Source organism: Ruegeria sp. YTSC004, assembly GCF_059609805.1.
This window is the reverse complement of sequence record NZ_JBXWMJ010000005.1, coordinates 58,119-72,529: the sequence shown is the minus strand read 5'-3', so window position 1 is coordinate 72,529 and position 14,411 is coordinate 58,119. Positions and strand designations below refer to the sequence as shown.

Here is a 14,411-nt window from a genome sequence, read left to right as displayed (position 1 = left end):
GATTTCATGACACAAACCCCGAAAATCGGCGCCTTGGCGGTTGTTCTGCATCAGGACCATGTGCTCCTGGTGCAGCGCAGCAAGCAACCCGATGCTGGCCTGTGGGGCTTTCCCGGTGGCCATGTCGAATGGGGCGAAACCGTTCTTGAGGCCGCACAAAGAGAGCTGCGCGAGGAGACCTCAGTCATCGCTGAACCACAGCACTATCTGGACAATCTCGATTTACTGCGCCTCGACGACAGTGGCGAAGTCCTGACCCACTACCTGCTGGTGGGGGTTGCCTGTCAGTATCGATCCGGCAGGCCCTTGGCGGGTGACGATGCGCTGGACGCCCGCTGGTTTCCGGTGGATCAGATCCGCCGCGGTGAACTGGAGATGAGTAACCGCGTCATCGACTTACTGGAAACTGCGCTGCGGCGGGCTTAAGTCGCAGGTCTTCTTAGCCGGACATAAAGCAGGCTTGAGATGATCACGCTGACGCACAAAATCAGCGCAGCACCCGCAACGAAGGCACCCAGTCCCATGCGAAGAATGGCCATGCCGTCGTCGGGTGCATAAAGCCCGGACAAGACCCCGATAGGTGCGCCGTAAAACACGGGCCAAACCATCGTGAGCGCAAACCACAAAAGCACGGTAAGACCCGTACATGCCAAAGCCGCCTGCACCACTCGGTCCGGGGCGCGTGCCGCCCGGCGCATCGCTGTCATTGGGCGGGACAGATCGTTCAGAATCGCAAGCAACGCCGGGACCAGCAGCAGGACCAGCAACATTCCAAAGCCCAGCCCATAGACCAAAGTAATGACGGTGGGTTTCAGAAACTGCGCCTGTTGCGACCCTTCATACAGTAGCGGGGTCAGACCCAGAACTGTGGTCAGCGTCGTCAGCATCACAGGCCGCAACCGGTCTGCGGTGCCCTCGACAATCGAAGGCACAAGCCCGCGCTCTTTCTGGTAATCGTCGATGGTCGTCACCAAAACAATCGAGTCGTTGATGATGATCCCCGTCATCCCCAACAGGCCGACAACCGTGAACATGCTCAGCGGGACGTCCCACAGATAGTGTCCCCATATCGCGCCGACCAATCCAAAGGGAATAATCGCCATCACCACCAGTGGCCGCGTCCAGCTGGCAAAGACCCAGGCCAGTACAAGATAGATCCCTGTCAGACACAGGATCAGACCAGTACGGGCCTCGGACAGGAACTCATCTTCCTGTTCGCTCAAACCGGCCATGCGCCATTCGACCTGTCGTTCCGAGGCAATTTTAGGCAGGATTTCCTCGCCCATGGCACGTGCAATCTCTGCCGCGCGCGTCGGATCGTCTTCCGATATGTCACCGTTTACCGAGATTACACGCAGGCCATTTTCGCGCCGGACGGTCGAGAATCCGGACTTTCGCTCGACCGAAACGATATCGGCCAACGGCACATACACTCCATCGGGTGTACGCATCAGAGTGCGCTCCAAGAAATCGGCGGTCAGCTCTCCCTCAGGCAACTCTACCCTGATCTCGGCACTGCGCGGGCCATCCGGGAAGGTCGCCGCCTCGATCCCGTTCAGACGATCCCGTAACACACGACCCAGCGTTTCAATCCGGAACCCCAGCGCCTGACCCTGTGCCGTCAGGTCCAGAATGTACTCTTCCTTGTCATAGGCAAGGTTGTCTTCCAGCGCCGAAACCTCGGGATATTTTGACAGCTCGTTCTGCAAATCCTCGGAAGCAGATTTGAGCGTGTTCACATCCGCGCCATAGAACTGGACATCAATGGCATCACCACCGGGACCCGAGCGCCATCCCCGGAAGCTGAGCAGTTCGACCTTCGGGTGGCGAGGAACAAAATCCTGCAACTCACCCACAAACTCAAAGCTGGAATAGGGGCGCAGATCCGCATCAATCAGCTCGATAGAAATACCACCCAGCAAATCAGCATCTTTACCATCGGCAGCAGCCAGCCCCCAACCTGCGGACCCGCCGACCTCGGCCAGAACATAGTCGATCGGGTTGCGACCGTGGCGGTCTTCATAGATTTGGCCCAACTCTTCGGTCGCACGTTGCAACTCGTGCATCATGGCCACAGTCTCGGCGCGGGTGGCACCTTCGACCATTATGAAGTTGCCCGTGACCGAGCCACGCTCGGGCGCGTTAAAGAACCGCCAGTTCACGTCGCCGCGAATGAACAGGGCAATCTGACTCGCCAGGATCACCACCATCATGGCAACCACCACATAGCGTGCCCAGACGACCCAGGCGATCAATGGGCGGAACAAATGGTCCCGCACCCAGCGGAACCCGCGATTGACCACGCGGTTGGGCAGATCATACCAGTGTTCTTTGGTGGAATGCGCGATGGCATGCGCCATGTGGTTTGGCAAAATGAGGAAGCATTCGATCAGTGAGGCAATCAATACCGCGATAACAGTAAAGGGGATGTCGCGGATCAACTCGCCAAACCGGCCGCCAACCAGGGTCAGACCAAAAAAGGCGATCACGGTCGTCAGGGTCGCCGCAAAGACCGGCATCGCCATACGCCGTGCCGCCCGTTCAGCGGCCACCATCGGTGCCTCACCCAACCGGCGCGCGCGAAAATCGGCATGTTCACCCACGACGATGGCGTCATCCACAACAATGCCCAGCGTGATGATCAGGCCGAACAGGGACACCATGTTGATGGACAGCCCGCCGATATACATGAAGGCGATCGCGGCAGACATGGCAACCGGAATACCTGCTGCGACCCAAAAGGCAATCCGCGCGTTCAGGAACAGAAACAGCAAACAGACAACAAGGCCCAATCCGACGAGACCATTGTCGACCAGAATATCCAGACGATCGGTGATCGCCTGGGCGCGGGTTCGGATCAATTCGATCGTCACCCCTTCGGGAACGCTGGCTTGCATTTCCTTTACGACGTCTTCGACGGTGTGCTGAATTTCGATCGCGTCACCTAGATTCGAGCGATCTACGCGCACGGACATCGCCGGATTTTCGCCCACGAAGTAGCTGCGATTGCGATTGACCCCCTCCACACGGATCTGCGCCACATCACCCACCAGCAACTTGGATCCATCCGCAAAATTGCGCAGGGCGATGCCTTCGATTTCTTCGGGTGTGCGCTTTTCCGTACCTGTACGGATGCGGGCATTCGCCCCGGTAACATCGCCTGCGGGGTTTGCGTTGACCTCAGCCGCGACGGCCGATGCGACCTCGGACAGTGTGATGTCGTTGGCAATCAGTTGTGCGGTCGGTATCTCGACCACGATGCGTGGCGCGGCAAGCCCCCGGATTGTGGTGCGCGTCACCCCGACCGCGAACAATCTGTTGATCAACTCGTCCGTGAACTTGGCCAGTTGATCAGGATCGACAGGCCCTGTCACAACCACATCTGTAACCCGATCCCGCCAGGCGCCCCGCCGGATTGTCGGTTCTTCGGCATCGTCGGGCAGGCTGGTTACACTGTCGACGGCAGTCCGGACCTCTTCGACAGCGCGGGACATGTCCCAGTTCGGCTCGAACTCCAGCCGAATGCTGGCGCGCCCCTCGCGCGAGGTTGCTTCGGTGCTGGCGACACCCTCGACCGCCAGCAAGGCGGGTTCAAGCACCTGAATGATCCCGTTGTCCACATCTTCGGGACCGGCCCCATCCCAGTCCACACTCACGTCGACACGTTCCAAAACCACATCGGGAAAGAACTGCGCCCGCATATTCGGGATTGCCGCCGCACCCAGTACCAGCATCACCAGCAGCAGCAGGTTTGCCACCGTTCTGTGACGCGTGAAGTAACTGAGGATGCCGCCTGCCGCGCTGGGGATCTCGCGCATCATGGCGCTTAACCCCCCGCCCGGTTTTCAAGCCGCTGAACCAGCGCGGCGGGCACCTTGGCCTCGCTCAACTGACCCAGAACCCGTTCTTTGACGTCCTTTGACATGCGCGTGCTGGCCTCGACCTGAGCGACCAGCCGGGCGCGCTGTTCCTCGGACAGCTCAACCAGATCCGGTGCAGCCCCGGCGCTGTCATCTATCCGCAGGGGCCGGACACGTACGCCCGATCCCAGTAGAGGTGTCCGGCCGATCACGACCTCACGCCCCGCCAGCCCATCGCCGCGCAGCAAAACCTCATCGCCCTGGCGCCGGATCAGTTGCACCGGAAGCGCTTCGAGCCTGTCATTTTCATCCAAAACCAACACCGTTCCGACCGCATCCAAGGCCGACGATGGCAACCGCACTACGTTGTCCAACGGTTGTTCCTGCACGGTGACAGTAACAAAGTCACCCGGCTTGAACCCCGACGCCTCATCCAGTCGGGCATAGATCAAACGCCCGGTCTGGCCTTCGCCCGCCGATCCGCTGTCGCGGCTAATTCGGCCTTGTGCGGTCAGGTCGGTGCCCGTGACCTCAAGCGAGATTGTCACCGGTGCGTCGATCAGATCACCGGCTGCGTCCAGCAATCGGACGTATTGCGCGGTTGAGACGCGGAATGCCACCTCCAACGCATTGGGGTCGACAAGTTCCGCCAGCTTTTCGTTCGCGGACACCAGCCGTCCTTCGACTAGCGTTACATCCGTCAATGTGCCCCCGAACCGGGCGCGGATTGTCATATCATCCAGATCGCGTTCAGCAGCCTCAAGCGCAATGCGGGCTCGTGACAACAGGGTGGTCGCCTGATCGACGCGGGATTCTGCCTGAGCCAGCGCAATCCGCCGCGCCAGCACGGCCTGCTGCGCAGCTGCTTTTGCAAGCTCTGCCTCTTCCACAGATGCTGCGGCCCCGACGCCACGTGTCTGCAAATCCTGCTGACGCTGCAGGGCGCGCCCACGCAGCTCTGCCTGTGCCTCGGCCGAATTCAATTCATCCTGCGCCAGCAGCAGCGACCGCTCCGCGTCACGCTCTTCAAACTGCGCGTCCAACAAATCAGATTTTGCCCGGTCCAACGCGGACTGGGCGTCTGCGGGATCAAGTTCAACCAGGACTTCGCCTGTTGTTACCACACCGCCATCTTCAAAATCTTCGGCCAGCCCGACAACACGCCCGCCTAGCGCGGCGCGCAGTTCTAACCTGCGACGGCTTTGAACCTCGCCAAAGGCTTCGAGATATGGGGTGACGGTTTCCAATTCCGCGGACCGAACAGAAACGGCAAAGACACGCTCGCGCGCCTGCGGCGCGGATTCTTCCCGCGTCAGAACGTCTTGCACGGCACCCGAAATCATCTGCGCAGCCACAAACAACAGGGCCACCGTCAACGACGTCAAAAAGACTCCAACAAGGCTTTGCCTCAGAAATCGCATATATAAATCACCCCGGTTGCATCAGGCTGCCATTAGCAAAAGGTAGCTGGGCAGCAAAAAATGCCAAGCCACAAAGCGGTTATGATCGGTTTAACGTGCGACCAGTCTACTTCCGTCGCAAATGTTCGTCCAATCTGGGCATTATTTCGACGAAATTGCAGGGACGGTGGCGATAATCGAACTGTTTCTCCAATATCCCGTCCCAGGCGTCCTTGCAGGCACCGGGACTGCCGGGCAATGCAAACAGGTAGGTGCCACCCGCGACCCCACCGGTCGCACGTGATTGCACGGCCGACGTACCAATCTTCTCCATTGAAACGATTGTGAACACCGTGCCGAAAGCCTCGATTTCCTTCTCATAGACATCGCGATGCGCTTCGACCGTTACGTCGCGGCCCGTCAGGCCCGTACCACCGGTTGAAATCACCACGTCTATCTCAGGATCCGCAATCCAGACACGTAACTGATCGGCGATCTGAGTGCGCTCATCCTGTATGATGCGGCGATCGGCAACCCTGTGCCCTGCTCCTTCGATGCGATCAACAAGTGTCTGGCCGGATTTGTCCTCATCCATCGACCGCGTATCCGAAACGGTAAGCACGGCGATACGGACCGGAATGAAGTCTTTGGTCTCATCAATGCGCGACATGTTTCCTCAGGCCCTTTCCAAGATGGCAAGCCGGATGGCGAGGGCTGTGAAGATCCCCCCGGTCACCCAGCCCATGATGCGTGAGGCGCGCGGGTTCGCGATCAGCACCCGCCCCGCACCACCGGCAAATATTCCAACAAGCCCGTTCACCACAAATCCGCCCAACGCAATGATGGACCCGAAAATCAGGAACTGCAGCAGGATCGATCCCGCCGCCGGGTCTACGAATTGCGGAATGAAGGCCAGTACGAACAGAATTACCTTGGGATTGGTCAGGTTCACCACCAGCCCGTCCCGGAATGCCAATTGGGTGGGACCGGACGGAGCATCCGCAGAGACCGCCCCATTGCGAAACGCCCCCCAGGCGAAATACAGCAGATAAGCAACACCCATCCAGCGGATCACATCGAACAGCCAGGGCATCGTGGCCACCGCCGCTCCTAGACCAAGACCCGCTACCAGAACGTGAACCATCGATCCGGCGGAAATACCTGCGCTGGCGGCGATTGCAGGCCGCGCCCCGGACCGCAGCCCCTGCCCAAAGCAGAACATCATGTCGGCCCCGGGGGTCAGATTCAGGGCAATTGCCGCCGGGATAAACGCCAGCAGTGTAACTGTATCAATCACGTGGTGACCTCGAACCAATTTACCGTGGGGCCAAGATTGGCGATCTGCGTCACGCCGATTGCGCCTCGGTAGCCCCAACTGTCATGGATATGGCCACAAAGGGCAATTTGCGGCTGCAACCGCTCGATTGCGTCACGGACCGCCACCGAACCTACCGCATCGCCCGTCGATGTAAGATCGCCGTGACCCTTGGGCGGAGAATGGGCAATCAGGATGTCAGCCCCTTCACACCGGTCCAGCAACTCAGCCGCTTCGGGGTCCGTCAGATCACAGGACCACTCACCGAATGGTGTCACCGGCACGCCGTAACCAAGGCCAAACAGACGCAGCCCATCCACGGTCATGCCTGTGCCGTGCAAAACATGCACGCCTTCAGGCGCAGCGTCGGTCAGTTCACCTGCACTTTCGGCATTGCCCGGAACCAGAACCAGCGGCGCATTGATACCAGAGAGCATCGCCATCGCGTCATCCAGCCCTCGCCGCATGTTGCAATAATCTCCGGCTCCGATAACCAGATCAGCCTCATCGCTGGATGCAACGACGTCTGCGGCACGGTTTCGCGCCATATGCAGGTCCGAGAATGCGAGGATTTTCATGCCTTGCCCTCCAGCCTTGCTTTAAGTTCCAGCAAATCAGCCCATGCCTGCCGCTTCATCTGTGGCTGTCGCAGCAGATATGCAGGATGGAACATCGGGATAGCCGGCAAGTCCATCGCCTGATCCCACTGACCCCGAAGCCGCGTGATCCCCCGTTTGCCCAGAACAGCCTGACAGCTGATATTGCCCATCACCACCAGAACCTCGGGTTTGGCCAAGGCCACGTGCCGTTCGAGAAACGGCTTCATCATGCCAATCTCTTCGGGCTTGGGATCCCGGTTCTGCGGCGGACGCCAAGGCAGGACGTTGGTGATATAGACGTTTTCGGTTCGGTTTAGATCAATTGCCGCCAGCATCCGGTCCAACAACTGACCGGCGCGTCCGACAAAGGGCTTGCCCTCGCGGTCTTCATCGCGCCCCGGAGCCTCTCCGATAATCATCACCCTCGCACCCGGGGTGCCGTCGGCAAAGACCAACTGCCGCGCACCGCGCTTCAACTCGCAATGATCAAACGCGTCCATAGCCGCCTGCAACTGATCGAGCGTCCCTGCAGCCTGTGCCGCAGATTTCGCAACCGCAACCGGATCAAGCTGCTTGGGTTTTTCTGGTGCGGACTGGGCCTTTGCGGGTTTCTTGGCTTTGGGCGCGGAATCCGGCAACGCATAGCGATCCACCGGTGCATCACCGATCGCATCCGTCGCACCCAGTTCGATCTGCCATTCCAGCAGGGCGCGGGCAGTATGATAGTCCAAAGCCGATTCCATAACCCTCAATCTAACCACCTTTTGAAGGAGGGAAAGCGAATAGGCCTTGATTGGTCGGTCCGTCGCACCGACCATTGGCGTATTCATGTTGTTTGTATTGCGATTCTTTCTCATCAGTTTGCTGCTGACCATGCTCAGTGGCCCGGCCTCTGCGCAGTTTCAGGACCGATACGGGCAGTGCCGTGCCGGTCAGTTCAAATGCGGCAGTACCTGCTGTTCGGGCGGCCAAAGATGCAGCTTTGACGGGAACTGCATTCCGCTGGGCGGCACCTATTGCGGTGGCGGCAGAACCTGCGGCCCATTCGAGCGCTGCGTGGCGGGCGGCACCCGGTGCGCCCCAGCCGGGCAAAATAAGTGCAGATCGCGTCTGGATTGCCCCGGCGGTAGCATCTGCAACGCGCGCGGGGAATGCGAGAAGATAACGCCCGACATTCAGGAACTGCCTTCTCTAACGTGTGACGACGGTCGCATTTGCGGATCCGGATCGTCTTGCCTGCCGGGTGGCGGATGTACACGCCCTGGCTGGTATCTTTGCGAAAAAACCGGGTCTCAGTGCCGTCAGGGATTCAAATGTTCAAAAAACCAGGGATGTGTTCCTGTTAAGGCCATCGACTGCGGATACGGCAAGTGGTGCAAGCCCGGCGAACAGTGTCTGCCCGAAGGCGGGTGCGAGAAACTGCCAGAAGGATCTGATCCTTAGGTTGCCTTGGGCTGCGTGGCTTCTTATAAGCGGCGCGATTGTCAGACAGGAGCCCGCCAATGCGTTTCGCCCATCGTCACCTTCTTGGCATCGAACACCTGTCGCAATCCGATATCACTGCCATTCTCGATCTGGCCGAGAAATATGTCGACATGAACCGCCAGTCGACCAAGCATTCCGACGTGCTGTCAGGGCTGACGCAAATCAACATGTTCTTCGAGAACTCAACCCGCACGCAGGCCAGTTTCGAAATCGCAGGCAAGCGGCTGGGTGCGGACGTGATGAATATGGCGATGCAGGCCAGCTCGATCAAAAAGGGCGAGACGCTGATCGACACAGCGATGACGCTGAATGCGATGCACCCCGATTTGTTGGTGGTGCGCCATCCGCATTCCGGCGCGGTTGACCTGCTGGCGCAGAAGGTGAATTGCGCGGTGCTGAATGCCGGCGATGGCAAGCACGAACACCCGACGCAAGCTCTGCTGGACGCGCTGACCATTCGCCGCGCCAAGGGTCGCCTGCACCGGCTGAACATTGCGATCTGCGGCGATGTCGCTCATTCCCGCGTTGCCCGGTCAAACCTGATCCTGCTGGGCAAAATGGAAAACCGCATTCGCCTGATCGGGCCGCCGACATTGGTTCCGTCGCAATTCGCAGATTTTGGGGCCGAAATTTACGACGACATGAATGAAGGTCTAAAGGACGTCGACGTCGTCATGATGCTGCGCCTCCAGAAAGAGCGGATGGACGGCGGCTTTATCCCGTCGGAGCGGGAATACTACCACCGCTATGGCCTCGACGCTGCGAAACTGGCACAGGCCAAACCCGACGCCATCGTCATGCACCCCGGCCCGATGAATCGCGGGGTCGAGATTGACGGAACACTGGCAGACGACATCAACCGGTCCGTTATTCAGGAACAGGTCGAAATGGGCGTCGCCGTTCGCATGGCCGCAATGGAACTGTTGGCCCGCAACCTGCGCGAGGCAGCATGAGTGATCTGATCGTCGCCCCCCACGAATACGGCGTCCTGCGCCTGTTTCAGCTGGACATGCGGCCCGAGGCAGCAAAGTTCCTGCGCGAACCGGGCGCCGCCGACCAGGTTCTGGGTGTCGAGGGTCTGGATCCCGTTCAGATCGACATCTTTCCCGTATCAGATCTCGAGGAACTGGGTCTTTATGGCTATCTCAACGAAGGGTGCGGCGTTCCCAAAGATCAGCTGGACTGGGCTGCGCTGGAGAGCGTTGAAGGCTGGGTCATGGTTGTGCGCAGTGCTGCTTTTCAGGGACGTGCCGCCACTTTGCAACCGGACCCCAAAGTGCACCTGATTGGCCTTTACACTGAAGAGGCGACAAGCTGGACCGGTGGAGCAATTAAAGCAGAAAGCGCGAAACCGTTCTCGGCCCCGCAAACGCCACCACGGGACGACAAACCCGGCCGTATTGGGTCGGCCATGCTGGCAGTGGTGGCGCTGGTGGTCATCGGAGGCATCCTATGGCTGATCCTGTGACCTTCACCCCCGACAAAGGCGCGTATATCCGCACGAATACATGGCTGGCCGCCGGGGCCATGGCTGTCGCGATGATCGTGCTGTGGCTGGTCGGAAACCCCTACGTCTGGACCGGGGCACCCGCGGGTCTTGCGGCCGTCGCCTTTCGCGCATGGTACCTGGCCTCAGAAGAACTGACCACCACATGGCAGATGACGGACACCACCCTTACCGGTCCAGGCCCGCGCAATGTGGCGCTGAACCAGATAGAGGCGGTCAACCTCATGGGCAGTTTTGTCCAGATCGTCACCAAGGGTGGCAACAAGCATCTGATCAAGTATCAGGCTGACCCCGCAGCCACCAAAGCCGCCATCGAAAGAGCAATGGGATGAACAACACTATTTTCACCAACGCCCGCCTGATCGACCCGGAAACCGGCACCGACAGCCCTGGCTGGCTACATGTATCCGATGGTAGGATTACTGCGCGCGGCGAAGGGGTTGCTCCGGCGTCTGCGGCGCAGGTCGTCGATTGTGGTGGGCAATGCCTTGCCCCCGGTATCGTCGATATCGGCGTCAAGGTCTGTGAACCGGGTGAGCGGCACAAGGAAAGCTATAAATCCGCCGGTCTGGCCGCTGCAGCCGGAGGCGTGACCACCATCGTGACCCGCCCCGATACCAGCCCCGCGATCGACACGCCCGAAAGTCTGGAGTTCGTCACACGCCGAGCGCAGGCCGACACTCCGGTCAACGTCCTGCCAATGGCCGCGTTGACCAAAGGTCGCGAAGGGCGCGAGATGACTGAGATCGGATTCCTGCAGGATGCCGGTGCCGTCGCCTTTACTGACTGCGATCACGTGATCGCCAACACCAAGGTGTTTTCCCGCGCCCTGACCTATGCCCGGGCCTGTGGCGCGCTGGTCATCGCCCACCCGCAAGAACCCATCCTCAGCAATGGTGCCGCAGCCACTAGTGGTAAATTCGCCGTGCTGCGTGGCTTGCCCGCCGTCTCACCAATGGCCGAGCGGATGGGACTGGACCGCGACATCGCTCTGCTAGAGATGACCGGGGCCACCTATCACGCCGACCAGATCACCACCGCCCGCGCCCTGCCTGCGCTGGAGCGGGCCAAGCGGAATGGGCTGGACATCACGGCAGGTACGTCAATCCACCACCTGACGCTGAATGAACTGGACGTGGCCGACTATCGCACCTTCTTCAAGGTCAAGCCGCCGCTGCGATCCGAGGATGACCGGCAAGCGGTCATCGAAGCGGTGCGGACCGGCCTGATTGATACGATCAGTTCCATGCACACGCCTCAGGATGAGGAAAGCAAACGCCTGCCGTTTGAAGAGGCGGCCTCTGGCGCGGTGGCGCTGGAAACACTGCTACCCGCGGCCTTGCGTCTGTATCATGCCGGGCAGCTGGACCTGCCGACACTGTTCCGCGCAATGGCCCTGAACCCGGCAAAACGACTAGGGCTGGACAGTGGTCGTCTGTCCGAAGGCGCGCCTGCGGATCTGGTGCTGTTTGACCCGGATGTGCCCTTTGTGCTGGACCGGTTCTCGCTGAAATCGAAATCGCAGAACACACCGTTTGACGGCCAGCGGATGCAGGGTAAGGTCACCGCAACTTTCGTTGCAGGCCAAGAAGTTTACCGGAGACCCTGATGCCCGTCATTGACAGTACAACGACCCAGCTGATCCTCTGGGCAACCTTTGGGTATCTGATAGGGTCGATCCCGTTTGGCATGGTCCTGGCCAAGGTGATGGGCTTGGGCAATCTGCGCAACATCGGTTCGGGCAATATCGGCGCAACCAATGTTCTACGGACGGGCAACAAGACCGCCGCGGCCCTGACCCTGATTTTCGACGCCGCAAAAGGCGGGGTTGCCGTTCTGGTGGCGCGTGCCCTAGCGGGCGAGGATGCCGCGCAGATTGCGGCGCTGGCCGCACTTTTGGGCCATTGCTTTCCGGTTTGGCTGGGATTTAAGGGCGGCAAAGGGGTCGCCACGTTCCTGGGTATCTGGCTGGCGTTGGACTGGCGCGTCGGTGTGGCCTGTTGCCTGATCTGGCTGGTTGCAGCTGCAATCTGGCGCATCTCATCCCTTGCGGCACTTGCGGCGGCGGCAACGTCCACTATCTGGGCCCTTCTGCTGACAGGTTCGCAAACGCTGCTACTGGCTGGCGTCCTGACCCTGTTGGTCTATTGGCGCCACAGCGCGAATATTGCCCGCATCAAATCCGGCACTGAACCAAAAATCGGACAGTCTTGAGCGCCTCGGAAGCCTTCCTGACCGCCTTTTTTGCTATCCCCAAGGGGTCGTCGACCGGGCATGCCCACGGCAGGCGGTATATCGTCAGTCGAACGGAATTTTCCGGCGGCAAGTCCCAGAAACTTGCCGCACGCGCACTGGACGGCAGCGACTACATCAGCCTGAACCTTTATTTGACCAAACGTGGATCTCTTCTTCGCCCCTGCGAAATGCCCGCGGAAAAAGTCACCGAATTCGTTTTGGATTTCGCGCCCGATACCTAAGGCCTACCCTGCATTTGTGAACAGTGCCTCTTCGCCCCTGCACATTCACAATTGATTGCTTTGAACGTGATGGGCCGCCTGCCCACTTGGGTTCCGTGACGACCAATTGCGGGTCTCACGGACAAAAAAACTCTTGGGTTGTCTGGGCGCAATTTTCTGCGCCACGTGGCGGCCCCTTCACGAAAGGTGAAAACAATGAACAAGTTCAAATCTCTTATCGGCGGCGTCGCTCTGTCTGTTGCCATTGCAAGCTCGGCTCTGGCCGCTGGTGTTGAACTGAACGCAAGCTCGACCGGTCTGGCCATGCAGGGCTATGATCCCGTTGCCTACTTCACCGTTGGCGAGCCGACCAAAGGTGACTACCGCATCACCACACTGCACAACGACGCAATGTATCGCTTTGCCAATGAAGAAAACAAAGCCGCGTTCGAAGAAAACCCCGAGGCCTACCTGCCTGCATATGGCGGCTACTGCGCATTCGGCGCTGCGATGGGCTTCAAGTTTGACGGTGACCCGACCTATTGGAAGATCGTTGACAACAAGCTGTACCTGAACCTGTCGCAAGACATCCAGCAGCGCTGGGAAGGTGACATCCCGGGCTTTGTTGAACAAGCCAGCGCCAATTGGGAAACCATCGCGGATAAAACACCGGCGGAACTGCAGCAATAATTTGCAGACATTTCCCAAAAAGGCGGCGGCAGAGTATTCTGCCGCCGCTTTTCGTTTCAAGATCAAACACCGGCGAGCCGGGTTCAGTCGGTCTTACGGTTCAAGCACCGTGCTGCCTGTGGTCTGACGCGCTTCCAGAACCCGATGCGCCTCGGCCACCTGATCCAACGGGAACCGCTGATCGATGTGGATTTTGACCTCACCGCCCTCAACCTTGCCGAACAGCCGCCGTGCCATTGCCTGACAGACGGAAGGGTCGGCGATATGGGTAAACAGGGTCGGTCGAGTGATTTTCAAGGAACCTTTCTTGCCCAAAATACCGATATCCATCAACGGGACCGGGCCTGAGGCATTGCCGAATGAGATCATCATTCCCAAAGGCTTCAGGCAGTCCAGCGAGCCATTGAACGTGTCCGCGCCGATGGAATCCATGACCACATCTACACCTTTGCCGCCGGTGATTTCGGCCACACGTTCAGCAAAGTTCTCGGTCCGGTAGTTGATGCAATGCGCAGCCCCGTTGAACTGCGCGAGGCTGCATTTCTCATCTGTTCCGGCTGTTCCGATCAGGGTGATGCCCTCGGACTTGGCCCATTGGCAGGCAATCAGACCAACGCCACCGGCGGCCGCGTGAAACAGAACCGTGTCACCCCGTTTCAAAGGCGTTGTCCGGTGAAACAGATACTCGACCGTCATCCCCTTGAGCATCATCGCCGCAGCCGCGTCAAAAGAAATCCCTTCGGACAACGGACATACCTGCGCCGCTGGCATCACGCGCGCCTCACAATAGGCCCCGGCGGGTGCTGTGGCATAGGCCGCGCGCTGGCCCGGTTTCAGATGGGTAACACCTTCGCCAACGGCCTCAATCACACCTGCCGCTTCCATGCCCAGCGCGTGCGGTAAATCCATCGGGTACAACCCGGTACGCTGGTAGACATCAATGAAGTTCAGCCCACAGGCCCGGTGGCGGATGCGAACCTCGCCGGGTCCGGGGTCGCCCAAGGGCCGGTCTTCGATCTTTAAAACTTCGGGGCCGCCGTGTTCGTGAATGACGACGGTTCTTGCCGTTTGCTGCATGCTGACCTCCTGTTGCCTGACG

General features: G+C 59.5%; 16 protein-coding genes. 8 read left to right on the top strand and 8 right to left on the bottom strand.

Annotated elements, in window-relative coordinates:
• The first annotated feature begins 6 nt into the window (after positions 1-6).
• Positions 7-426, top strand: a complete 420-nt coding sequence (locus tag AC2FFP_RS10790; RefSeq protein WP_496767623.1) for an NUDIX hydrolase — start codon at positions 7-9, stop codon at positions 424-426.
• On the opposite strand, the gene AC2FFP_RS10785 is transcribed toward AC2FFP_RS10790, so the two are convergent.
• The 7 genes from AC2FFP_RS10785 to AC2FFP_RS10755 all read right to left on the bottom strand — a co-directional run bounded on the left by AC2FFP_RS10785 (position 423) and on the right by AC2FFP_RS10755 (position 8,266).
• A complete protein-coding gene (locus AC2FFP_RS10785; RefSeq protein WP_496767626.1) occupies positions 423-3,821 on the bottom strand; it encodes an efflux RND transporter permease subunit in 3,399 nt (1,132 codons plus the stop codon). The two genes, AC2FFP_RS10790 and AC2FFP_RS10785, sit on opposite strands and share 4 nt — an antisense overlap.
• Before the next feature lie 5 nt (positions 3,822-3,826).
• A complete protein-coding gene (locus tag AC2FFP_RS10780; RefSeq protein ID WP_496767628.1) occupies positions 3,827-5,281 on the bottom strand; it encodes an efflux RND transporter periplasmic adaptor subunit in 1,455 nt (484 codons plus the stop codon).
• Between the two features lie 106 nt (positions 5,282-5,387).
• The gene (moaB, locus tag AC2FFP_RS10775; RefSeq protein WP_496767631.1) at positions 5,388-5,930 is read right to left on the bottom strand and encodes a molybdenum cofactor biosynthesis protein B; all 543 of its coding nucleotides are present in this window, start codon (positions 5,928-5,930) and stop codon (positions 5,388-5,390) included.
• 6 nt (positions 5,931-5,936) lie between these two features.
• On the bottom strand, positions 5,937-6,557 hold the full coding sequence (locus AC2FFP_RS10770) for a LysE family translocator (protein WP_496881023.1): 621 nt from the start codon (positions 6,555-6,557) through the stop codon (positions 5,937-5,939).
• On the bottom strand, positions 6,554-7,153 hold the full coding sequence (locus tag AC2FFP_RS10765) for a metallophosphoesterase family protein (protein ID WP_496725780.1): 600 nt from the start codon (positions 7,151-7,153) through the stop codon (positions 6,554-6,556). The genes AC2FFP_RS10770 and AC2FFP_RS10765 overlap by 4 nt, the downstream gene beginning before the upstream one ends.
• On the bottom strand, positions 7,150-7,917 hold the full coding sequence (locus AC2FFP_RS10760; RefSeq protein WP_496725779.1) for a uracil-DNA glycosylase: 768 nt from the start codon (positions 7,915-7,917) through the stop codon (positions 7,150-7,152). The genes AC2FFP_RS10765 and AC2FFP_RS10760 overlap by 4 nt, the downstream gene beginning before the upstream one ends.
• A gap of 10 nt (positions 7,918-7,927) precedes the next feature.
• Positions 7,928-8,266, bottom strand: a complete 339-nt coding sequence (locus AC2FFP_RS10755) for a hypothetical protein (protein WP_496725778.1) — start codon at positions 8,264-8,266, stop codon at positions 7,928-7,930.
• Between the two features lie 410 nt (positions 8,267-8,676).
• Here AC2FFP_RS10755 and AC2FFP_RS10750 point away from each other — a divergent pair, with 410 nt between their 5' ends.
• The 7 genes from AC2FFP_RS10750 (at position 8,677) to AC2FFP_RS10720 (ending at position 13,312) form a co-directional block, all read left to right on the top strand.
• Entirely contained in the window at positions 8,677-9,612 is a 936-nt protein-coding gene (locus tag AC2FFP_RS10750) for an aspartate carbamoyltransferase catalytic subunit (RefSeq protein ID WP_170415202.1), read from the top strand.
• Positions 9,609-10,127, top strand: a complete 519-nt coding sequence (locus AC2FFP_RS10745; protein ID WP_496844528.1) for a hypothetical protein — start codon at positions 9,609-9,611, stop codon at positions 10,125-10,127. The genes AC2FFP_RS10750 and AC2FFP_RS10745 overlap by 4 nt, the downstream gene beginning before the upstream one ends.
• Positions 10,112-10,498, top strand: coding sequence for a hypothetical protein (locus AC2FFP_RS10740; protein ID WP_496844527.1), 387 nt, complete (start codon positions 10,112-10,114; stop codon positions 10,496-10,498). The genes AC2FFP_RS10745 and AC2FFP_RS10740 overlap by 16 nt, the downstream gene beginning before the upstream one ends.
• A complete protein-coding gene (gene pyrC, locus AC2FFP_RS10735; RefSeq protein ID WP_496844525.1) occupies positions 10,495-11,775 on the top strand; it encodes a dihydroorotase in 1,281 nt (426 codons plus the stop codon). The genes AC2FFP_RS10740 and pyrC overlap by 4 nt, the downstream gene beginning before the upstream one ends.
• The gene (plsY, locus tag AC2FFP_RS10730) at positions 11,775-12,380 is read left to right on the top strand and encodes a glycerol-3-phosphate 1-O-acyltransferase PlsY (RefSeq protein ID WP_496881022.1); all 606 of its coding nucleotides are present in this window, start codon (positions 11,775-11,777) and stop codon (positions 12,378-12,380) included. The genes pyrC and plsY overlap by 1 nt, the downstream gene beginning before the upstream one ends.
• Positions 12,377-12,643 (top strand): hypothetical protein, encoded by a 267-nt coding sequence (locus AC2FFP_RS10725; RefSeq protein ID WP_496767643.1) that lies wholly within the window; start codon positions 12,377-12,379, stop codon positions 12,641-12,643. Before plsY ends, AC2FFP_RS10725 begins: the two co-directional genes overlap by 4 nt.
• 195 nt (positions 12,644-12,838) lie before the next feature.
• The gene (locus AC2FFP_RS10720; RefSeq protein WP_496767644.1) at positions 12,839-13,312 is read left to right on the top strand and encodes a YHS domain-containing (seleno)protein; all 474 of its coding nucleotides are present in this window, start codon (positions 12,839-12,841) and stop codon (positions 13,310-13,312) included.
• Between the two features lie 93 nt (positions 13,313-13,405).
• Here AC2FFP_RS10720 and AC2FFP_RS10715 read toward each other — a convergent pair whose 3' ends face one another.
• The gene (locus AC2FFP_RS10715) at positions 13,406-14,389 is read right to left on the bottom strand and encodes a quinone oxidoreductase family protein (protein WP_496767646.1); all 984 of its coding nucleotides are present in this window, start codon (positions 14,387-14,389) and stop codon (positions 13,406-13,408) included.
• Between the last annotated feature and the right edge of the window lie 22 nt (positions 14,390-14,411).